22 protein-coding genes are annotated in these 19,603 nt (G+C 69.1%); 6 read left to right on the forward strand and 16 right to left on the reverse strand.

What is annotated here, in order from left to right:
• Positions 1 to 157: 157 nt before the first annotated feature.
• The 8 genes from ACGFI9_RS30430 to ACGFI9_RS30465 all read right to left on the reverse strand — a co-directional run bounded on the left by ACGFI9_RS30430 (position 158) and on the right by ACGFI9_RS30465 (position 6,242).
• On the reverse strand, positions 158 to 1,291 hold the full coding sequence (locus ACGFI9_RS30430) for a glycoside hydrolase family 26 protein (protein WP_393183383.1): 1,134 nt from the start codon (positions 1,289 to 1,291) through the stop codon (positions 158 to 160).
• 143 nt (positions 1,292 to 1,434) lie between these two features.
• On the reverse strand, positions 1,435 to 2,538 hold the full coding sequence (locus tag ACGFI9_RS30435; protein ID WP_393183585.1) for a glycoside hydrolase family 26 protein: 1,104 nt from the start codon (positions 2,536 to 2,538) through the stop codon (positions 1,435 to 1,437).
• A 26-nt stretch (positions 2,539 to 2,564) separates the two neighbouring features.
• On the reverse strand, positions 2,565 to 2,957 hold the full coding sequence (locus tag ACGFI9_RS30440) for a hypothetical protein (RefSeq protein ID WP_393183384.1): 393 nt from the start codon (positions 2,955 to 2,957) through the stop codon (positions 2,565 to 2,567).
• Positions 2,958 to 3,311: 354 nt separating this feature from the next.
• Positions 3,312 to 3,494, reverse strand: coding sequence for a hypothetical protein (locus ACGFI9_RS30445; RefSeq protein WP_393183387.1), 183 nt, complete (start codon positions 3,492 to 3,494; stop codon positions 3,312 to 3,314).
• A 981-nt stretch (positions 3,495 to 4,475) separates the two neighbouring features.
• Complete coding sequence (locus tag ACGFI9_RS30450; RefSeq protein WP_393183389.1) at positions 4,476 to 4,823, reverse strand: hypothetical protein; 348 nt, start codon at positions 4,821 to 4,823, stop codon at positions 4,476 to 4,478.
• 247 nt (positions 4,824 to 5,070) lie between these two features.
• Complete coding sequence (locus tag ACGFI9_RS30455; RefSeq protein WP_393183391.1) at positions 5,071 to 5,454, reverse strand: PPOX class F420-dependent oxidoreductase; 384 nt, start codon at positions 5,452 to 5,454, stop codon at positions 5,071 to 5,073.
• Between the two features lie 12 nt (positions 5,455 to 5,466).
• On the reverse strand, positions 5,467 to 5,652 hold the full coding sequence (locus tag ACGFI9_RS30460) for a hypothetical protein (RefSeq protein ID WP_393183393.1): 186 nt from the start codon (positions 5,650 to 5,652) through the stop codon (positions 5,467 to 5,469).
• On the reverse strand, positions 5,649 to 6,242 hold the full coding sequence (locus tag ACGFI9_RS30465; RefSeq protein WP_393183395.1) for a dihydrofolate reductase family protein: 594 nt from the start codon (positions 6,240 to 6,242) through the stop codon (positions 5,649 to 5,651). Before ACGFI9_RS30465 ends, ACGFI9_RS30460 begins: the two co-directional genes overlap by 4 nt.
• Positions 6,243 to 6,332: 90 nt before the next feature.
• On the opposite strand from ACGFI9_RS30465, the gene ACGFI9_RS30470 reads away from it, so the two are divergent.
• Complete coding sequence (locus tag ACGFI9_RS30470) at positions 6,333 to 6,785, forward strand: winged helix-turn-helix transcriptional regulator (protein WP_393183397.1); 453 nt, start codon at positions 6,333 to 6,335, stop codon at positions 6,783 to 6,785.
• Positions 6,786 to 6,811: 26 nt separating this feature from the next.
• Here ACGFI9_RS30470 and ACGFI9_RS30475 read toward each other — a convergent pair whose 3' ends face one another.
• Positions 6,812 to 7,420 carry a hypothetical protein gene (locus tag ACGFI9_RS30475; RefSeq protein ID WP_393183399.1) on the reverse strand — a complete coding sequence of 203 codons (609 nt, stop codon included), beginning with the start codon at positions 7,418 to 7,420 and terminating at the stop codon, positions 6,812 to 6,814.
• 126 nt (positions 7,421 to 7,546) lie between these two features.
• Here ACGFI9_RS30475 and ACGFI9_RS30480 point away from each other — a divergent pair, with 126 nt between their 5' ends.
• Positions 7,547 to 8,158 carry a hypothetical protein gene (locus ACGFI9_RS30480; RefSeq protein WP_393183401.1) on the forward strand — a complete coding sequence of 204 codons (612 nt, stop codon included), beginning with the start codon at positions 7,547 to 7,549 and terminating at the stop codon, positions 8,156 to 8,158.
• Between the two features lie 228 nt (positions 8,159 to 8,386).
• On the opposite strand, the gene ACGFI9_RS30485 is transcribed toward ACGFI9_RS30480, so the two are convergent.
• Together ACGFI9_RS30485 and ACGFI9_RS30490 are read right to left on the reverse strand one after the other, a co-directional pair.
• A complete protein-coding gene (locus ACGFI9_RS30485; RefSeq protein WP_393183403.1) occupies positions 8,387 to 8,575 on the reverse strand; it encodes a hypothetical protein in 189 nt (62 codons plus the stop codon).
• 129 nt (positions 8,576 to 8,704) lie between these two features.
• Complete coding sequence (locus tag ACGFI9_RS30490) at positions 8,705 to 9,211, reverse strand: MarR family winged helix-turn-helix transcriptional regulator (protein ID WP_393183404.1); 507 nt, start codon at positions 9,209 to 9,211, stop codon at positions 8,705 to 8,707.
• Positions 9,212 to 9,870: 659 nt separating this feature from the next.
• On the opposite strand from ACGFI9_RS30490, the gene ACGFI9_RS30495 reads away from it, so the two are divergent.
• Positions 9,871 to 10,230, forward strand: a complete 360-nt coding sequence (locus ACGFI9_RS30495) for a hypothetical protein (protein WP_393183406.1) — start codon at positions 9,871 to 9,873, stop codon at positions 10,228 to 10,230.
• 303 nt (positions 10,231 to 10,533) lie between these two features.
• Here ACGFI9_RS30495 and ACGFI9_RS30500 read toward each other — a convergent pair whose 3' ends face one another.
• Complete coding sequence (locus ACGFI9_RS30500; RefSeq protein ID WP_393183408.1) at positions 10,534 to 10,713, reverse strand: DUF397 domain-containing protein; 180 nt, start codon at positions 10,711 to 10,713, stop codon at positions 10,534 to 10,536.
• A gap of 415 nt (positions 10,714 to 11,128) precedes the next feature.
• Between ACGFI9_RS30500 and ACGFI9_RS30505 the strand changes: the two genes are divergently transcribed.
• Positions 11,129 to 11,701, forward strand: a complete 573-nt coding sequence (locus ACGFI9_RS30505) for an alpha/beta fold hydrolase (protein WP_393183410.1) — start codon at positions 11,129 to 11,131, stop codon at positions 11,699 to 11,701.
• Positions 11,702 to 11,747: 46 nt separating this feature from the next.
• On the opposite strand, the gene ACGFI9_RS30510 is transcribed toward ACGFI9_RS30505, so the two are convergent.
• Positions 11,748 to 12,458 carry a DNA alkylation repair protein gene (locus tag ACGFI9_RS30510; protein WP_393183412.1) on the reverse strand — a complete coding sequence of 237 codons (711 nt, stop codon included), beginning with the start codon at positions 12,456 to 12,458 and terminating at the stop codon, positions 11,748 to 11,750.
• 121 nt (positions 12,459 to 12,579) lie between these two features.
• On the opposite strand from ACGFI9_RS30510, the gene ACGFI9_RS30515 reads away from it, so the two are divergent.
• Complete coding sequence (locus ACGFI9_RS30515) at positions 12,580 to 14,193, forward strand: FAD-binding oxidoreductase (protein WP_393183414.1); 1,614 nt, start codon at positions 12,580 to 12,582, stop codon at positions 14,191 to 14,193.
• 92 nt (positions 14,194 to 14,285) lie between these two features.
• On the opposite strand, the gene ACGFI9_RS30520 is transcribed toward ACGFI9_RS30515, so the two are convergent.
• Positions 14,286 to 15,431, reverse strand: coding sequence for an RNA polymerase sigma factor (locus tag ACGFI9_RS30520; protein WP_393183416.1), 1,146 nt, complete (start codon positions 15,429 to 15,431; stop codon positions 14,286 to 14,288).
• Positions 15,432 to 15,435: 4 nt separating this feature from the next.
• Entirely contained in the window at positions 15,436 to 15,843 is a 408-nt protein-coding gene (locus ACGFI9_RS30525; RefSeq protein ID WP_393183418.1) for a YciI family protein, read from the reverse strand.
• Positions 15,844 to 16,047: 204 nt separating this feature from the next.
• On the opposite strand from ACGFI9_RS30525, the gene ACGFI9_RS30530 reads away from it, so the two are divergent.
• On the forward strand, positions 16,048 to 16,866 hold the full coding sequence (locus ACGFI9_RS30530) for a PIG-L family deacetylase (RefSeq protein ID WP_393183421.1): 819 nt from the start codon (positions 16,048 to 16,050) through the stop codon (positions 16,864 to 16,866).
• Between the two features lie 94 nt (positions 16,867 to 16,960).
• Here the strand turns inward: ACGFI9_RS30530 and ACGFI9_RS30535 are convergent, their stop codons facing one another.
• Positions 16,961 to 19,552 (reverse strand): FG-GAP-like repeat-containing protein, encoded by a 2,592-nt coding sequence (locus ACGFI9_RS30535; RefSeq protein ID WP_393183422.1) that lies wholly within the window; start codon positions 19,550 to 19,552, stop codon positions 16,961 to 16,963.
• Positions 19,553 to 19,603: the final 51 nt, after the last annotated feature.

Below are 19,603 nucleotides of genomic sequence, written 5' to 3' on the forward strand. Positions count from 1 at the left end.
GCAGCACCGCCCACTGAGCGTCGGTCAGGTCGAACCGCCTCGTCACCGTTAAGGTGGCCACGAGGTCTCCGGTGTTCAGGTTCTTCTTGGTCGATGAACCCTCTACCGGAGACCTCGCCATCTATCGACCACCGACACACCTACTTCGAGACACGCCCTAGTCCGCCAACTTCGTGCGCAGGAGCATGTCCGGCGACCAGCTGAACTGGTGGCGAGGATCGGCGACCGCCTTGGCGAAGGCCTCTGTCACGGCCGGTGAGCTGACGATGCGCCAGTCCACCTCCTTGTCCACCTCGAACCAGATGACGCCGATGATCTCCTTATGGCGCGACAGCAGTCGGAAGGCCTCCGTGATCCATTCGGCCTTGCGCCCCGTGGCGTCGGAGGCGCCGGTCTCGGTGATGACCATCGGTTTTCTGCTGAACGCGCGGATCTCGGTGATGGTGCGGTCGAAGATCTCATCGAAGGACCTGTAGTCCGTATAGAACCCGATGCCGTAGTAGCCCGAGAGGCCCACCCAGTCGACGTAGTCATCGCCCGGATAGAAACCGGAGAGTCTCGGCGTCGAGTCGCCCCATCTGGCATTCGGGCTCCACACCCAGGTCACATTCGTGGCCCCGACGGCCCGGAACAGGTCGTGTACGTGGCGCCACGCCCTGGCGTACTCGCCCGGCCGGTTGGCGTTGACCGCTTCGGACCACGGATACCAGTCCCCATTCATCTCGTGCGCGAACCGGATGGCCACGGGGTAGCCGAGTGACTTGATCCCTTCCGCCCAGGACCGAAGGTACGGGTCGAAGTCCCCGCCAGCGATACGGGACAACCGGTAGTTGGGCTGGTTGGACCGAATCTGGTCGATGTCACGGACGGGCAGGCCCCTTTTGCGGGCCGCTTCGTCCAATGTGTTGTCCCATGGTTCCCAGGCCAGCATCGGCAGCATGCCGCGGCTGCTGATCCGGTCGAAGAGCATCCGGTCAAATGCGTCAGACGCCCACCACGAGCTGAACATCAGAACGTTCGGCTGGTGTCTCGCGGCAGCGGTGAACGTATCCACCGCCGCGAAGTCGTGTGGGCCCTTCTCGGTCATCACACCGATGAACGCCTTGCCGGCCGGCGGGAAGAGCTCCGCAGCCGGCCGGGGCGCTGCACCCGGCTCGGCCTTCGCAAGCCGGTCGGACTGGCCGTCCGCCCGGCCTCCAAACATGGTGGCCGGTGCTGTGGCGACCGCGTAGGTCAGCAGTAGCGCGCCGCCCAGCACCATCAGGACCCGCGGAACGGTCAGCCTCATCATTGCAATCTCTCCTCAGCCGCCACTCGTGACGTCGGCGGCGTTCCTCGCTGTCGGTGTGAGCGACCGGCTCGGCCATCTCGTCATCCGCGGGCAGGTTCTGGTCGACAAACTCGCGGCCGGGATCTCCGCCTACACCGCGACATCTAGTCCGCCAGTTTCGTACGCAGGAGCATGTCCGGCGACCAGGTGACCTGGTAGCGAGGGTCGTTGACCGCCTTTGCGAAGGCCGTGGCCACCGCCGGGGAACTCACGATGCGCCAGTCGAGTTCCTTGTTCACCTCGAACCAGATCAGCCCGATGATGTCCGGGTAGCTGGGCAGCGTTTGGAAGGCCTGCTTGATCCATTCGGCCTTGCGCCCTATGTGGTCGGAAGCACCGGTCTCGGTGACGATCATCGGCTTCTTGCTGAAGGTGCGGATCTCGGTGATGGTCTTCTTGAAGATCTCGTCGAAGGAGAGGTACTCCGCGAAGTCGTACTTGCCGTAGTAGCCCGTGACGCCGAGCCAGTCCACGTAGTCGTCGCCGGGGTAGTAGGTGGAGAGCGCGGGGGTCAGGTCGGTGTATCTGACGTTAGCGCTCCACACCCAGATGACGTTCGTGACCCCGGCGGTCCTGAACACATCGTGTACGTGGCGCCAGGCTCTCACGTAGTCACCCGGCTGGTTGCCGTTGACCAGCTCGCACCACGGGTACCAGTAGCCGTTCATCTCGTGAGCGAAGCGGATGGCCACCGGGTAGCCGAGTGACTTGATTCCTTCCGCCCAAGACCGCACGTAGCTGTCGAACTCTCCGTCCGCAATGCGGGACAACCGGTAGGTGGGTTGGTCCGACCGGATCCTGTCGATCTCCTGGGCGGTCAGCTTCTGCTGCCGAGCCCTTTCATCCAGCCGGTAGTCCCATGGTTCCCAGCCCAGCATCGGCATCATGCCGCGATCACGAATCCGGTCGAAGAGCGTCCGGTCGAACGTGGCGGATGCCCAGCCCTCGCTGAAGAGCATGACCTGCGGCTGGTGCTGTGCGGCCGCCATGAACCTGTCCACCGGCGTGAAGTCGTGGGGGCCCTTGTCGGTCATGACACCGATGAACGTCTTTCCCGCCGGAGGGAAGAGCTCTCGAGGTCGGGGCGACGCGCTGGGTTGGGCGGGCGCCTTCGCTTCGGCCGTCACCGCCCTGCCTCGGCCCTCGGAGGTGGTGGCGGGCGCTATGGCGAAGGCGTAGGTCAGCAGCAGGGCGCAGGTCAACGCCATCACGACCCGCGGAACGGTCAACCTCATCATCGCCGAACCCCCTCCTCAGCCGCCACCCGTGACTTCGGCGGACGGCGCTCCTCGCTGTCGGCGTGGGCGGTGGGCGCGGCCGTGTCGTCGTGCTGCTCACGGTCGGCCCGAACGTTCGAGACGAGGACGATCAGTGGCGGACCGAGACCGGTCAGGAGGGTCACGACCGGCCACACCCGCAGCAGGAGTGAGCTGTTGTCCAGCAGAAAGCTCGCGCCGAGCAGGCCGGCGGAGACGGCCGCCCAGCAGAAGTGCAGCCGGAACGTGCGGAACGACTCGGTGGTGCGCAGCTTCCCCTTGGCGGTCACCACCAAGCCCAGCTTTCGGCGCAGCAGCGCGGTGAAGCCGGCGGCCACGTAGATGGGCCCGGCGAACAGGGCCAACGCCATGTCGATCTCCTCGCCGGGTGGTTGTCCTCATGGTGGGTGGACCGAGCAGCGCGAAGCCTTGCCAGGGTGTCCCAGGTCGGGGGCTGCGCGTCGCCTTGGAGCATATTGAGCAAGCCTCACCAACTGCGGATGAACGCCGCAAAAGCGGAGAAAGCGCGCGTCTGGGTGGAAAGCCGTGAAATGCGCGACGAACAGGCCAGGGGTCTGTAAGAGACCGTCGGGTAACCGGGTTGCTACGCGGTGATAAGTTGTTCGGCGTTGATGCGTCGGGCGGCTTCGCGTTCCTGGCGTTGCTCCAGCGGATGCTTTTACCGGCCAGACGCATCGCCATGAGTCGAATCATCGCGATCTTGATCATGGCTTCGGAGTTGACGGTGAGCCCCTCTCCGCTGACTCACCTTCAGGCCGTCGTCGTGAAACCGAGCCGGTCACCCGGTCGTTGTTGCGGCACGTGTTGCCGATCGTGTCGCCGATGCCGATGCCGATGCCGATGCCGATGCCGATGCCGATGCCGACGGCCGAGCCGCCGACCCGCACGTTCTCCGACGAGCAGGGGACGGATCAAGCTCGGTTACGAGGCTCGCGACATGGACGAGAAGTGGAACGTGTTCGTTGAGGACATGTCGCGTTCCTGCATCGCAGCTGGACCGGCACGGGATCTTCGAAGCATCGTTCTCGCCCGTTGGCGGCGGTGGTTGGCGTATCTCAGCGGCGACGATGGAGTCCGACCCGTCGCGTTATCGTCGCACCTCCGATCGATACGACCGGGTGATGGTCGAGCTTGTGCTCAGCGCGATCGTCCTCGGTGAACTGCCGTGGACCTGCGCACCGAGCTGGTCGCGCTCACATCACAGGAGTCTGGACGCACTGACACCCCCGCAGGCGTCATCGAACACAGCGCGCTCGGGTTAGGCCAACCACATAGCCGACTACAAGTCGCCAGGTCACGCATGAAGGCGAGGCTGCTGAGCTGAGCCGGGATGGTGATCTGGTGTTTGGCTCTGGTGCGGTTCAGTTTGGTGTTGCTGGGGCGGGGTCCGGCCGGGATCGGAGTGTCGGCGTCGTAGACGGTGACGGTGGGCTCGTCGAGGGCGACGGTGACGAGTTTGCGGGCGTAGACCTTCCCGACTTGGATCTTCTGCCCGGCGACCTGAAAGCTACCGTTGACCGACACGACCCGCTCAACCGTTGACCCGGTGGCCGGTGGTGGGACCGGAGAAGCCGATCGGGCGTCGCGAATGGGACCGCAGGCGGTCGGTGTCAAGGGGGCAGCGCAGGGTGCGGCGCAGCTGCCCGGCCTCGTTACGACGTGCAGGAGGACGCCTTTGAGACGCACCCTGACCCGCTGACCGGCAAGCGGCATGCCCACGCTGGTCTGTCGTCCGCCGATGCTCACCCCGCCGCAGGTGTTGACGACCTGAACATGAGGTGCGGTAGAAGGCGGTAGGAGAGGGTGCGTGCGGGCTGCTTGTCGCCAGTGGCAGTGGCGAGTGCTGTGCGGCTACCGCGCGCGGCTGATCAAGCGGCTTCGTCGTGCGGTCTGAGCCACTGGCGCACTGCCGCAAGGTCGGCGCCGGTCAAGCCGAGGTATGGGTCGACGTGGCGCAGCAGCGCTGGCTGCGAGTGGTGTGCGGCGACCCATCGCCGGTCGGCGTCGGTGGTTTCGTCGTCCAGCCAGACGAACGGGCGTCCTGCCGCCCACCGTGTCAAGGGCGCGGTCTTCCAGTGCACGCCGCGCAGTGGTTCCTCATGGTCTGGCCAGTCCACGAATGCCAGTACGGGAAGGTCGAGCCGGGGCGCGACGACCTCGTTCGCCTCTGCCATCCACGTGCTCGCCCAGACCAATTCGCCCGACAACGCGAGCAAACGCCCTCCATCACTGGGGTCCAGCCATCAACTGCCTCGGTGGAATCGGCGTGATCCGGAGCTCTTCACACGGAAGTCCAAGGCGATCAGGCACATCAATGCCTCGATCAGCTGTCGAAGGTCGTCGCTTTGTCTGCTCAGATGGCTTCCTGCGCCTAAGGGACGTCTCGTAGTCCGGACGTCCGTCAATTGAGAACGACCGTCGATGATGTCGGTGAACGGGTCGTACGGGGTCAGCGACGGGTACCTAGCCGATCCCGACCGTCTGTCGTTCTGGCTCGACCACGGCCACGACGCGTTGCTGTTCCCGGGAGTAGGGCGCCCCGGTGTACTTCGTGGACAGTTGGTCGATGATCGGCCATGCCGCGTCTCCCTCGATCCATTCCACGATCCGTCCACGGATCACGACGGGTTCGAACGGGTTGTCGACGGGCGCGATGGACAGCGCCATTCGAGGGTCGAGGCGCAGGTTGCGTGCTTTGCGGGAGCCCGGCCCGGTGAAGAAGACGATTCGGTCGCCGAGGGTGCCGATCCACAGGGGAACGGTGTGAGGCGAGCCGTCCGGGAGGACGGTGGCGAGGTGGGCGATCGAGATGCCGTCGAGTACGCGGCGTACGTCGGGGTCAAGCATGTGTGTGCTCCTTCAACGAGGGTTGTCGGCGCGCCACGCGACCTGGTCGGCGACCGCCGTGGCGAGGTCGAAGGTGGGGCTGAAGCCGGTGTCTTGCGTGAGCCGGGTGGTGTACGGCCGGCCGCTGAAGACGTTGTACGTGTCGTGCTGTGAAGTCTGCCCAGTCAACAGGAGGGCGATCAGCCCGCCGGAGATCATCGGACCGCCTCGTAGTGGAGGTGGGTCACGCCCGGCGCCGGGACGACGTCGACGAGTCGGAGCCGCACGTGCTGCGGGAGTGACTGGAAGTAGGGTCGGCCGCCGCCGAGCAGGATCGGCACTTGATGCAGGATCACCTCGTCGACGAGTCCCGCCGCCAAGGCCGCTGTCGCGACGCCGCCGCCCATGAGGGCGACGTCCTTGTCGCCGGCGGCGTCCCGCGCGGCCGCGACCGCGTCCTCGACCCCGGTTGTGATCAGCGTCTGGCGGTCGCTCATGCCGGGCACCGGCCGGTGACTGAGCACGTACAGCGGCGCGGTCGGGTGTGGCGCCCCGCCGTGGACCCACTCGGAGTCGTCGTAGGTGTTGCGGCCGGCCAGGGTGGCGCCGACGCGACCGGCGATGGCGTCGAACACCCGGGCACTCGGCTCACTCAGCCGGAACCCGTCGAACACCTGGCTGGGGGTATCGCCGTCGAAGTACCAGTCGAACAGCATCGTCGCGTCGCCGAGCCCGCGCCCGGCGCCGGGATCGCGACCGGTGATGTACCCGTCGACCGAGACCGCCAGTGCGATGAACACCTTGCTCATTCCCGCCCCCCTTCCTTAGTTCCTTCAAGAGACTCCGTGACCGTAACAGCTGAAGTTCCTTAAGGGAACCCAGCCTGCTAAGCTGGCTTCATGCAGCGCACGAACTTCGGGGAGATGGCATGCTCGGTCGCGCGCACGCTCGACGTGATCGGCGAGCCCTGGTCACCGCTGGTCCTGCGTGACGTGTACGCCGGGTTCACCCGGTTCGAGCAGATCCAGGCGGATCTCGGCATCTCACGCAAGGTCCTGACCGAGCGGCTGAACCACCTCGTCGAACAGGGGATACTCGAGCGCCGGCCCTACGACCGGCGACCCCGGTTCGAGTACGTCCTGACCGAGAAGGGCACCGAGCTCGTCGACCTGCTGATGGTGATGGTCCGCTGGGGCGACAAGTGGCTCGCCGGTCAGGCCGGCGCGCCGGTGCTGTACCGCCACCACGCATGTGGCCAGGTCAGCAGCGTCGACCTGCGCTGCGCGCACTGCGGCGAGCCGATGCATGCCGGCGACGTCGACCTGCTTCCCGGGCCCGGTGCGGCGACCTGACGCAATCCCGGAGAAGACCGAACTGGTTACGCCTCGCTGCTCCCCGCCTGACTGGTGACCCCTTGGCAAGCCCGAGGCCCCTGTCGAGGTGGTCCGGTCTCTTGCAACTGTGGCGGTGTGCCGGACGCGGCGAATGCTTCGACGGCGTTGAGCAGGCCGCCGAGGAAGGTGGCCAGGTCCGGGGCGGCGGGGCCGAACTGCGGATCGTCCGAGGTGTAGGTGCCGTCGATGACGGCGGCTGGCGGGAGCCGATAGACCGGTACTCCGGTGGGTGTGTCGAGCGCGTATTGGGTGCCGCCGCCGTCGCTGGCAAAGACGAGGACATCGGCGTGGTGTCCGCCGCGGACGTGTCGGAGTTGGCGTGACTCGTGGAAGCGCGCGATGTGGGAGGCGGTGTGTAGGAAGAACCCGTTACCGACGTCGGGCAGGTCGATCCCGCCGACGGCGCGGTACAGGAGCAGCAGATCTTGGGGGATGGTGTCGACTGCGGCGAGCCGGGCGGTCCCAGCGGGGTCGGGTGGGCTGATGCCGTTCTCGCCGGGCGGGTACCCGTAGCGTGTCTCGAAGCCGAGGAGGGCGGAGGCCGCCGCGTGTCGCAGGTCCTCGCGCCAGACTCTCAGTCCGTCGAGATCCATCTCGTGACCTGACAAGGTTCGTGCATGACGGATGATCTACCTTCCACGTGACCATTCTGTCCGTCGGGAGCGCAGTTAGGGGCCATGACCATGCCGACAGGCCCGGGCGAAGCACCAGGGCGAAACGTGACCCCGCCGACCGGATTGCTTGCCGAGGCGGCACGGAATCCGGGAGGTTCGGTCGCAGAGATCGACCAGACGTTGATCAGCGACCCGAACGGTTACATCCCAGCTGAAGCCATCCGGCGCGTGTGGAAGGTGGACGCTGGTGGCAAGCTCACCGGTGAGTTCCAGCCCAATCCGACGTACGGGCCTGTCCAGGATGACTTCACCAGGCTCGTCGGCACTGGCCATTTCCTCGACTGGCTGGGAGACGATCCGGCCACCACGGTCCGGCAATCGGTCGCCGAGATCATCGACCAGCAGGTGCCGGGCGCGACGGTGCGATGGATGAAGATCACCGACGAGCCGCGGTTCCTGACCGCCGGGCGGCGTGCCCCGGACGACCCGGACAGCCTGATCGTCACTCGCGCCGCTCTGGCCGCGTCCTTCGCCATCGGCGTCGATTCCCCTCCCAGCCGCCACGAGATCCTGTGGGGCGTCTACAGCATCGCAGTCGCCGGTCTCGACCGGGGCGAGCAGACGCGCAGCCGGGTGTGGTTCGACCTGTGGACGACGCTGGACACGGCGGAACAACAACTGCGCGAACGCATCACCGAGATCGCGTTACCGAGCTGACTGATTAAGACGTCAAGGCTCGAAGGAGCAGTGGGCCGGCCGAGGTGAAGCGTGGCAGCGACAGCACCAACGCCCTGGTCACGCACCGCAAGCCACCGAAGCTCGTGGCCGAACCCAGCCCGATCGCCGTCTCGGTCATCGCGTGATCGGCCGGATGATCCCCGTGGACGCCGGCGCCACCAACCGCGACCTCGTCCTGCAGAACGACGTGATAATCGCCTCGGCCGCCTAGGTTCGACGTCGGTGCTGGACGGTCCCGGTGGACGGGTGCGGGGTGAGCCCCTCGGCGACCGCCTCGATGGTCTGGGTGAGGTAGTCGAAGTCGGGCACGGCGACCCGCTCGGCCCGCTCGTGCAGCCCGTCCGGGGTGACCGTGTCGTCGATCCGGGCGACCTCGTGGTGTCCGTCTCGGTCCATGACCTGCCTCCCGTTACTGGTCGTGAGGCCTGTCGGCGGTGCCGTCACACCGTCGCTTGCACATGCCCATCATTGCACTGTGCCAGTACTTCGACCAGGCACCGATGCCAGGTTCCTCCGGTCGGGTGTTCAGTCCTCGGCCTCGGCGACGTGCTCCGACGCGGTGAACCCCAGCCACCACTCCTGCTCGGGCACCTCGCCGGCCGCAGTGGCGAACGCGGTCAGCGCCTCGGTCACCGCCGGCTTCCAGTACGCCGAGGTCGCCCCGACGATGCGGGACAACTCCTCTCGGCGCCGCTGGATCACCTCCTGCACCAGAGCCCGCCCGGCGGGTGTGAGTTGCAGGCGGACCACCCGCCGGTCGCTGATCGAGCGGGACCGCCGGACCAGGCCCTTGCGGATCAGGCGGTCGCACATCCGGGTCCCGGTCGACGGCGCGACCTGGAGCTCGGCGGAAATGTCGACGGCGCGCTGCGGTCCCCGGGTGGCCAGCACGACCAGCGCCCGGAACTGCGGCAGCGTGACCTCGGCCTCGAGGTCGGCCAGCGAGCGGGCGGCGAGGCCGACGAACGCTCGGCTGGCCGCCATGAGCGCCTCAACGGCGGCCTGCTCGGTCCCCGCGGTGAGTGGTTGCACAGGGCCATCATTGCCGACGGAGGCGGCAAGACGGGCGGTGCGCCCCCCCCCCGCGCACGCCGCAGCGCTCGGCGCCACACCGGGCAAATCGAGCAACTACTCATCGTGTGAGCCGGCCACGCACCATCCGGCACGGCGGCGGTGCCCGGCCCGCGACGGCTACGGCGCGACCACAACGCCCTGCACCTGCAGGTCAGCGATCAGCGCCCTGGCATGGCCGACCCGACGGTCGGGCCAGACCACCGGACCATGCAGCCCTCAGCGGACGCGGCATCTGGATCTGCCGCCAACTCGTCCCCGGCCTGGACATCAACGCGGGATCGGACAGCACACCATGACCGGCGTCATCAACCTCGACGATTGACCGGCCCGACCCGCGCACAGGCACAGCCATTCCCCGGCTTGCCTGCTTGTCCGCCGCACAAGGAGCGGCGTGGCCGGTGTTTCGTTCTTGGATCGCCTGGGAACGACGGCGGTACGCGGAGGGAGTTGGGCGACATGCAACCGCAGGCAGCAGCCGATGGGCGACCGGGCGCCGGGATGGCGACCTTGGAACTGATCAGCCAGGCGGCCCCGCACATCGCCACGACAGCGGGCGAGGAGCTGACACTGCGCGTTGGTGGCGCGGTGAACAGCGCGGTTCGGGAAGGACGGGCGTCGTGACAAGGTTGGAAACTGGCCCTGACCTGCAGCAGTTGCGGGAAGAGATCACACGGACCCGGGCCGCGCTCAGCGAGGCGGTCGAGGCGTTGGCAGCGGAGGCGAGCGCGAAGTTTGGCGCGGGCCCGGCCGTCGACCGGGCCGAGCAGCAGATTCGCACGGCCGGGCAGCGCCTGCACGCGCACGCGCTCGGGGCCGCTGAGCCCCTGTTGACGGCGGACTGGATCCGAGCGTTTACGCGGGAGCCGGTCCAGGACGATGACCCTCCCTCGAGGTTGCGCGCAGCGCTGCCGCTGGCGGCTGTCGGCCTCGCGGCCGTAGGCGGGTTGGTGGCACTCGTTCTGCGCCAACGATCCTGAGGCGGCCTGCCTGGCTCGACGAACCGAGGACCGGCGCTCGACACACTTCGGCGACGACAGCCGCCTCCATCACCTGGCTTCCGAAGCCGGGCTCGCGGCGAAGAATCCGAGCCCTGTGCCAGACCACACGTCCGCCGACATTTGTCCGCCCCGCCCGGACCGGGCGGGGCGGTACGGGTCCACGTCGTCGTCGGCCAGGCGGCAGGCGGTGCCGAGGCTCCCTCGCGCCGCTGTCCGGGCAGGACTGACACCACCAGCGGCGCGGCTCGTTGGGGCGGCAACCGCCCGCCGTCGGGGGACCGGTCAGAAGCTTTGGCCGGCCCGCACCGAGTCGATGAACGTTGACCACTCCTGCGCGTCGACCTTGATGGTGACCTCCGGCCGCTGCGAGTTCCGCAGCACCCGGTCACCCTCCGGCGTCACGGCGACCTCCAGGCAGTTCGGGCCGGAGTTGTCGCATCGGTTCGGGCGGATCCATCGCATGGTGTTCTCCTGCCGTCAGCCGGCCGCGGATACGGCCAGAATTGAACAAGGGCGGTCATTGGGTCTAATCGGCCAAGCGGGTGAGAATGTCACACTGTCTTAGTGCGGGCCGTTCCGCGGCCCGCTGAGGATGAGCTCGAGTAACGCCGTCGATTGGTCTGGGGCGGGAGCTGCCAGGAGACCCGTTCGAGCACCAGTTGATCGTGCGCGACGATCATGCCGCCCGTAGCCACCGGGTGTGGATGTCCTGGTAGCGGAGGCGATCGACGGCGACCGGGTGAGGGCATCGACGCCGACTCAGCCCTGTGCCCAGGTCGGGCGCGGCTGGAACGGGCCCGGTAGGCCGCGCCGGCTTCGCACGGGCTGGCAGCGGGTATCGAACCGGGTCGTCACGAGGGTGCGACGGAGGAGCGTCATGGCAGGGACCCGGCGGATCCTGTTCATCCAGGGCGGCGGCGCGGGCACGCACGACGAATGGGACGACAAGCTGGTCGACAGCTTGAGGCGGGAGCTCGGGGACGGGTACGAGGTCCGATACCCGCGCATGCCCGACGAGGACGAGCCGAGCTACGCCAGGTGGAGCGCGGCCATCCGGCGTGAGATGACGGCCTTGGGCGACGGCGCGGTCGTCACCGGCCACTCGGTGGGCGGGACGATCCTCATCAACGCGCTCGCCGAGCGGCCACCGGGGCCGCCGCTCAGGGCGATCGTGCTGATCGCCGCTCCGTTCGTCGGTGCGGGCGGCTGGCCCGGTGACGAGTTCGAGCTGCCGCGCGACCTCGGCGCGAGGCTGCCGCACGGCGTGCCGGTGCATGTGTTCCATGGACTCCAGGACGAGACCGCCCCACCGTCGCACGCCGACCTGTACGCCCGCGCCATCCCGCAGGCACAGCTGCACCGGCTGCCCGGGCGCGATCACCAGCTGGACAATGACCTGAGCGAGGTGGCGAGGACGATTATTGACCCGTGGGCCATCGCCCGGCACTGATGACTTGAGCCGACACCTCGACTTCCAGTATCCCGATATCGGTCATCTAGACCATGCCGGACAGGTACTCCTTACGTCGCTGCGGTTCGAACTTCTCGATCGCGTACCGCAGCGTGACCCGTGGCATGGCCCGGTAGTGTCGGGCCAGGAACTCCTCCTCCGCCGCTCGGTCACGGTTGCCCACCTCGCGCAGCATCCAGCCCACCGCCTTGTGGACGAGGTCGTGCGGGTCGCGCAGGAGCCGTTCACTGAGCCGGAAGGTCCAAAGGAAGTCGCCGGCTTTGATGAAGGCGAAAGTCGCCATGATGGCGATCCGCCGATCCCACACCACGCTCGACTCGGCCAACCGATCCAGTACGCGGCGGTCCTTGTCGATCAGCCAGGGACCGACGATGTACGGCGCGGATGAGTCCACCAGGTCCCAGTTGTTGATGCGGCCGGTGTTGGCCAGCACCAGGTCGAAGATCCTGCCCCGTTCCTCCTCGCCCCCCTTGGTGAACTTTCGCACCAGGATGAACAGCGACGTCAGCCTCTCCTCGTGCACGCTGCTCGTCAGCAGCAGCGCCGTCTCCGCCAGGGAGAGGTCGCGCCAGTACCGGCCGGCCACCCTGCGCTGTTCCGGCACGGAGACGCCGATGGCCCGGTCGCCCTCGCCGTACCCGCCTGGAATCATCTGCAGAAACCGGCTCACTTCCGCCGCCCGGCGCGGGTCGGCGAGGCTGGCGAGTTCCCGACGGACGTCCGCGGTCGTGGCCATGACTGTGCAACCTACCGGCGCAGGCAGTCCAAGCCCACCACGACGGCATCGACGCGGTGCTGGCAGTCGAGTACGTTACCCGCGGAGTCGATCTGGCGGTGGTGGACGGCGGGGAGGCCGCATGGCCGGCAAGCACCGTTCGTGGTGGGGCTGGGGGCACGTCGAGGACGCAGTGACCGGCGCGGAGGCCACAGCCTTGACCGACCGGGTGCGTACCCTGCTGCCCGACGCCGACCTGACCGAGCACGTCGCGCCGCCGGTGGCCGAACTCGACCTGCGCCGGCCGCGGGTCGATCCGCCGGCGTCACTCGCCCGGCTGTGCTCGACGGAGCCGGCCGACCGGGCGGCGCACACCCACGGCAAGGCGTTCCGGGACGTCGTGCGCAACCTGCACGGGGAGGTCCACGACCCGCCGGACCTGGTGGTCCGGCCGGTGACCGAGCAGGACGTCGTGGACGTGCTGGACTGGTGCGCGGGCCGGGACATCGCGGTGATCCCCTACGGCGGCGGCTCGTCGGTGGTCGGCGGCGTGGAGGCGCGGCTGGACGACGCGTATCCCGCGGCGGTCAGTCTCGACCTCGGGCGCCTCGACCGGGTGCTCGAGGTGGATCCGACCAGCCGGGCGGCCCGCATCCAGGCCGGCGTGTTCGGCCCGGCGTTGGAGGAGCAACTCCGTCGGCACGACCTCACGCTGCGGCACTTCCCGCAGTCGTTCGAGTTCTCCACCCTGGGCGGCTGGCTGGCCACCCGCGCCGGCGGTCACTATGCCACCGTCCTGACCCACATCGACGACCTGGTGGAGTCGTTGCGGGTGGTCACCCCGGCGGGCACCAGCCAGTCACGCCGGCTGCCCGGCTCCGGCGCCGGGCCGTCCCCGGACCGGCTGTTCCTCGGCTCGGAGGGCGCGCTCGGCGTCATCACCGAGGCGTGGATGCGGCTGCAGGATCGGCCGCGCTGGCGGGCGGACGCCTCGGTGCACTTCACCGACTACGACGAGGCGGTCACCGCCACCCGGGCCATCGCCCAGTCCGCGCTGCACCCGAGCAACTGCCGGCTGCTCGACCCGGCCGAGGCACTCCTCAACGCCGGCGCCGCCACCACCGGCGGCGTGCTCGTCCTGGGATTCGAGTCCGCCGACCATCCGGTCACACCATGGCTGGACCGCGCCGTCGAGCTGTGCCGCGACCACGGCGGAACCCTGCCGGAGCCGCCCCGCGGCGACGACTCGTCCGGTCCGCGGCAGCGCACCGCCGCCGCCGAGGCCTGGCGGTCAGCGTTCCTGCGGATGCCGTACCAGCGCGACGCGCTCGCCGCCCGGTCGATGATCGTGGAAACGTTCGAGACCGCCTGCACCTGGGACAGATTCCCCGCCCTGCGCGCCGCCGTGCTCGACGCGGCCGGCGAGGCGCTCCGCGCCGTCGCCGCGACCGGTGTGGTCACCTGCCGCTTCACCCATGTCTACCCGGACGGCCCCGCCCCCTACTTCGGCGTGTACGCCAGCGGCCGCTGGGGCGCCACCCTGGCCCAGTGGGACCAGATCAAACACGCCGTCTCCGACGCGCTGCTCGCCGCCGGCGGCACCATCACCCACCACCACGCCGTCGGCCGCGACCACCGACCCTGGTACGACCGGCAGCGCCCGGACCCGATCGCGCTCGCCTTGCGCGCCGCCAAGAACGCCCTCGACCCGTCCTGGATCCTCAACCCCGGCGTCCTCGTCGATCCCGCTGGCTGACTCGGGTCGGCACCGCGACGCCTGGCTTCCCGACAGGCACAGTGCTGACGGGGCAGGTACGGAAGTTGCTGCCGGGATCCGGGCGCGACCGGTCAGCGACCTGGGCGGGTGTTGAGCCGGGCGGCCTGGCGCGTCAGGTGGTCGCGCTCGGCGAGGTTGGGGGCCTTCAGGGCCGCCTCGGCGTACAACCGTGCCGCCCTGGCCAGGTCGCCGTCGCGTTCGTGCAGGTATGCCGCGACCGCCGCGTGGCGGGGCAGTGAGTCGTCCAGTGCCGCGAGCGCCGCCAGCCCGGCGCGCGGTCCGTCGGCCTCGCCGACGGCGACCGCGCGGTTGAGCCGGACGATCGGGCTGTCGGTCAGGCGCGCGAGTTCGTCGTACCACTCGACGATCTGCACCCAGTCGGTCTCCTCGGCGGTGGGCGCGTCGGCGTGCAGTGCCGCGATGGCGGCCTGGGCCTGGAACTCGCCCAGCTGGTCGCGGGCGAGGGCCGCCTGCAGGATCTCGATGCCCTCGGCGATGGATGTGGTGTCCCATCGGCCGCGGTCCTGCTCGGCGAGCGGCACCAGGCTGCCGTCGGGCGCGGTCCGGGTGGCGCGGCGGGCGTGGTGCAGCAGCATGAGGGCGAGCAGCCCCGCCACCTCGGGGTGGTCGATCGCGGCCGCGAGCTGCCGGGTGAGCCGGATGGCCTCGGCGGCCAGGTCGACGTCGCCGGAGTAGCCCTCGTTGAAGACCAGGTAGAGGACGCGCAGCACGGTGGCGACGTCGCCGGGCTGGTCGAACCGTACGGCGGAGACGGTGCGCTTGGCCCGGCTGATGCGCTGCGCCATGGTCGCCTCGGGCACCAGGTAGGCCTGGGCGATCTGGCGGGTGGTCAGCCCGCCGACGGCACGCAGCGTGAGCGCGACCGCGGACGACGGCGTCAGCGACGGGTGGGCGCACAGGAAGTAGAGCTGGAGCGTGTCGTCGACCGCGGGCGCGGGCCCGGGCGGCAACTCCTCGTCGACGAGCTCTTCACGCCGGCGGCGGGCGGCGTCGGCGCGGGTCGTGTCGAGGAACTTGCGCCAGGCCACGGTGACCAGCCAGCCCTTCGGGTCCCGCGGCGGGTCGGCCGGCCAGACGCGGAGCGCCTCGACCAGCGCGTCCTGCACGGCGTCCTCGGCCGCCGCGAAGTCGGCTCCGCGGCGGACGAGGATGCCGAGCACGGCCGGCGTGAGGCTCCGGAGCAGGGCCTCGTCCATCAGATCACTCCGTGATGGTGGGCGGCTCGGCCAGGAAGGGACGTACCTCGAGCCACTCGTGGATCGGCTTGCCGCCCGCCCCGGGGGCGGCCGACAGTTCCCCGGCCAGCTCGACGGCGCGCTCGTAGCTGTCCACGTCGATCACCATCCAACCGGCGATGAGGTCCTTGGTCTCGGCGAACGGGCCGTCGGTGACCGGCGGACGCCCCTCACCGTCGTACCGGACCCACGCCCCCTCCGGGGCGAGCGCCTGACCGTCGACGAACTCACCGGTGCGCTCGAGCCGGGCCGCGAAGTCGCGCATGTACTGCACGTGCGCCGAGATCTCCTCCGGCGTCCACCGGTCCATGGGCACGTCGTTGACGGCAGCCGGAGCGCCGCGGTAGTGCTTGAGCAGCAGGTACTTGGCCATCGGAGTTTCTCCTCGATCCTGGTGCGACCCATCTTGGTCACGTTCACCACGGGGACGGAGCCAGTCACCGGTTCTCGACATCACCGTCCGAACTTTTTTGCTCCGACAGGTGAGCGATTGCGCCAGCCCTGACGATAGGCGCATGGATCCGGCGCCGAGAACCGGTGGGGCACTGCCGTCGGACCTCCCTCGTATGGTGGTGGGGTGACTGAGCGATCCCTGACCTTGATGGCGGTGCACGCCCACCCCGACGACGAGGCGACGAGCACCGGCGGCATCCTCGCGCGGTATGCGGCAGAGGGAATCACAACAGTGCTTGTGACCTGCACGGACGGGCGGTGCGGCGACGGGCCTGGTGGGGTCAAGCCGGGCGACCCCGGCCACGACCCGCAGGCCGTGGTGGCGATGCGCCAGGCTGAGTTGGCGACCAGTTGTGAGGCGTTGAAGGTCACGCACCTGGAGACCCTCGGCTACGCCGACTCCGGAATGATGGGTTGGGCGGCCAACGACGCGCCCGGCGCGTTCTGGAACACGCCGGTGGAGGAGGCGGCCGACCGGCTGGCCGAGTTGATCCGCCGCTACCGGCCCGACGTCGTCGTCACCTATGACGAGAACGGCTTCTACGGCCACCCGGACCACATCCAGGCCCACCGCATCACCATGGCCGCGGTCGAGCGGACGGACATCCCCGCGAAGGTGTACTGGACCACCGTGCCGCACAGCGCGTTCCAGGAGTTCGGCCGCGTCATGAAGGAGATCGGCGTCGAGTTTCCCGAGCCGGAGGAGATGCCGGAGCTCGGCCTGCCGGACGACGAGATCACCACCTGGGTGGACACCAGCGCCTACGGCGGGCAGAAGTTCGAATCCCTGGCCGCACATGCCAGCCAGGCCGAGAACATCTTCTTCCTGCAACTGGGCCAGGAGCGGTTCACCGAACTCATGGGCGTGGAAACCTTCGTCCGAGTCCGCGACACCACCGGCACGCCGACGCCGGAGGACGACCTGTTCGCCGGGCTGCGCTGACCGGACACGGAGTGGCCGTCGTGCCGACGGCGATGCCGGGAGGATCGCTGTCGGGGACGGGGCAGGCTCGCGGGCCCGCCCCGTCCCGGGCCAGCTAGAGGGCGGTCTCGCCGGGCAGTCCGAAGAAGTCGTTCCACTTGGCGACGGTGCCGAAGGACGTGCCGGAGGAGAGGGCGACGTAGACGTCCGCTCCGGGGTCGCTGCTGAAGGCGGCCAGGTCGGCCCGCCCGTCGCCGTTGAAGTCGCCGAGGTAGGGGAACTGGCCGGGGATCGCGAACTGGTCGTGCCACTTCACCGGGGGACCGAAGCCGGTGCCGGTTGACAGGGCGACGTACACGTCGGCCGCGGTGTCTCCGGTGAACGAGACGATGTCGTCCCGGCCGTCGCCGTTGACGTCACCGATCCGGGGCGTTTGCCCCCCGGGGGAGAAGGCGTCGTGCCAGCGCACCCCCGGGCCGAACGACGACCCGTTGGACAGGGCCACATAGACGTCGGCGTTCGCGCCCTGGGTGAAGGTGATGATGTCGTCCTTGCCGTCGCCGTTGACGTCCCCCACCGCCGGCACCTCGCCGGCCGGCGCGAACCAGTCGTGCCACTTGGTGCCGGTCCCGGCGAACGACGACCCAGTGGAGAGCGCGACGTAGACGTCGGCGTTCGCGTCCTGGGTGAAGGTGATGATGTCGTCCTTGCCGTCCCCGTTGACGTCGCCGACGAGCGGGGTCTCCGAGCCGGCGGCGAACCAGTCGTGCCACTTGGTGGTGGCGCCGAGTCCGGTGCCGGTGGACGGGGCGACGTAGACGTCGGCCAGCGGGCCTCGGGTGAACGTGATCAGGTCGTCCCGGCCGTCACCGGTGACGTCGCCGGTCATCGGCGCCTCCCCGGGCAGCGCGAACATGTCGTGCCACTTGACCCCACCGCCGAACGCCGATCCGGTGGAGGCGCCGACGTACACGTCGGCCGACGGGTTCTGGGTGAAGGTGACGATGTCGTCCTTGCCGTCGCCGGTCAGGTCGGTCGAGCTGCCGGTCTGCACGGTTCCGGCGAAGGCGCCGTAGTAGACCTCCAGCTCGGCGATCGAGGTGAACCGTGCGGTGCCGCCCGATGAGCCGATGATGCGTACGCCGTCACCGTCGACCGGGTCGAAGCCGAGGGTGTAGGTCCGGTACGCGCCGGCGGTGTTGTCGTACGGGTAGACCGGCGTCGCCTTCAGGCCGCGTACGTCGGTCCACTGGTGGTCGCGCCGCACCTGCACCCGGAGGCCGCCGCCGAACCAGCCGCCGTCGGAGAACATCGCGCCCGTGGTGTAGACGACCTTGTTCATCAGGTAGCGCCGGGGCCAGGTGTAGCCCCACCAGCTGTCCGTCTTGCGCTCGTCGTTCCAGTCGTCCTCGCTCAGGTCGCGGCGCCCGTCGTTGTAGTACGACGTGTTGCCGAAGTGGTTGGCCCGTTCGATGCGGACGGTGCCGGCCTCCCGGGCGAGGTTGCGGCCGGGGTCGTAGCCGTTGGCGGCGGTCGTCGGGGTGAAGGGTTGCAGGGTCATCGGCCGCAGGGAGTAGGTGTACACCGCTGTGCCCCCGCCACCGCAGGGGCAGACGTTGGACTGGATCCACAGGGACCGGCCGTCGGCGCTGATGTACTTCGACGGGAGGGTGGTGGCGTACCCGCCGTGCTTGGCGGTGGTCCAGGGGTAGCCGCCGAAGTCTTTGGTGGCGAAGTGCCGCCAGGGCCCCCAGGGGGTGGGCGCCTCGTAGAACTCGAACGTGTACTCGGTCCACGAGGTGTAGAGGTAGCGGTTGAGCGGCTTGTCGTAGACCACCCCGCCCTGGCTGATCACGCTCAGGTTGCGGACGTGCCCGGCGGTGATGACGTCGGGGTAGATGCGGCGGTCGTCGTGCAGCACCGCGGTCCGCCGGGTGATGTCCGAGGTCCACAGCGGGTTGCCGGCGGCGTCGAAACCGGAGACGAACTGCCAGGCCGAGCGGTTCTGCACGGACCCGCGCGGCACGCGGGCCAGGTAGACGTCCACGGGGTCGGCGACCCGGTCGCTGAACGAGTCCCGCCAGTTGCCGTCGAGGCCGTACGCGTAGACGTAGCCGTCGATGGCGTTGGCGTAGTCCCGGCCGAAGTCGAGGAACATGATCGTGGTGAAGACGCCGTTGCCGAACATCGGCGCCGAGCGGTCCCAGGTCCAGGTCCGGCCGTGGTCGGTGGAGCGGGCGATGGTGGCGGCCGGGGCGTCGTCGAAGTCCAGGGCGAGGTCCTGCACCGCGAGGTACAGCGAGCCGTCGGCGCACGCCATGCCGGTCGGCTTGCGGGTGTGGTTGGCGGTCCACACCTGGCCGACCTGGTCACCGAGGGCGAGGGTGGTGCCGGTCAGCGAACCGGGCATGCCGCTGATGCGGTTGACGCCGATGTCGGCGAAGGTGGCGCCGAAGCCCTTGCCGTCGCCGTGCGCGGCGTAGACGTTGTCGTCGTCGGACCAGCAGTTGGCCCACAGGTCGCCGTCGCCGTCGGCCTGCGTGGTGGCGTGCTGCTCGATGTCGACAGTGGAGAAGAAGGAGCTCGCCGGCGGCGAGCCGGACGCGGCGGTCCGCCAGGGCGGCGCCGGCGGGGCTGACAGGGCGGCAGCGGCGGCGAGGACGCCGACGGTCAGGACGGTCGCGGTGATGGTGTGACGTAGGCGCATCGGCGCACTCCCGTGGGACGGGGGGTCAGGATGAGCAATCGATTTCTGCGG

Source organism: Micromonospora sp. NPDC048930, from assembly GCF_043197935.1.
GTDB lineage: Bacteria > Actinomycetota > Actinomycetes > Mycobacteriales > Micromonosporaceae > Micromonospora.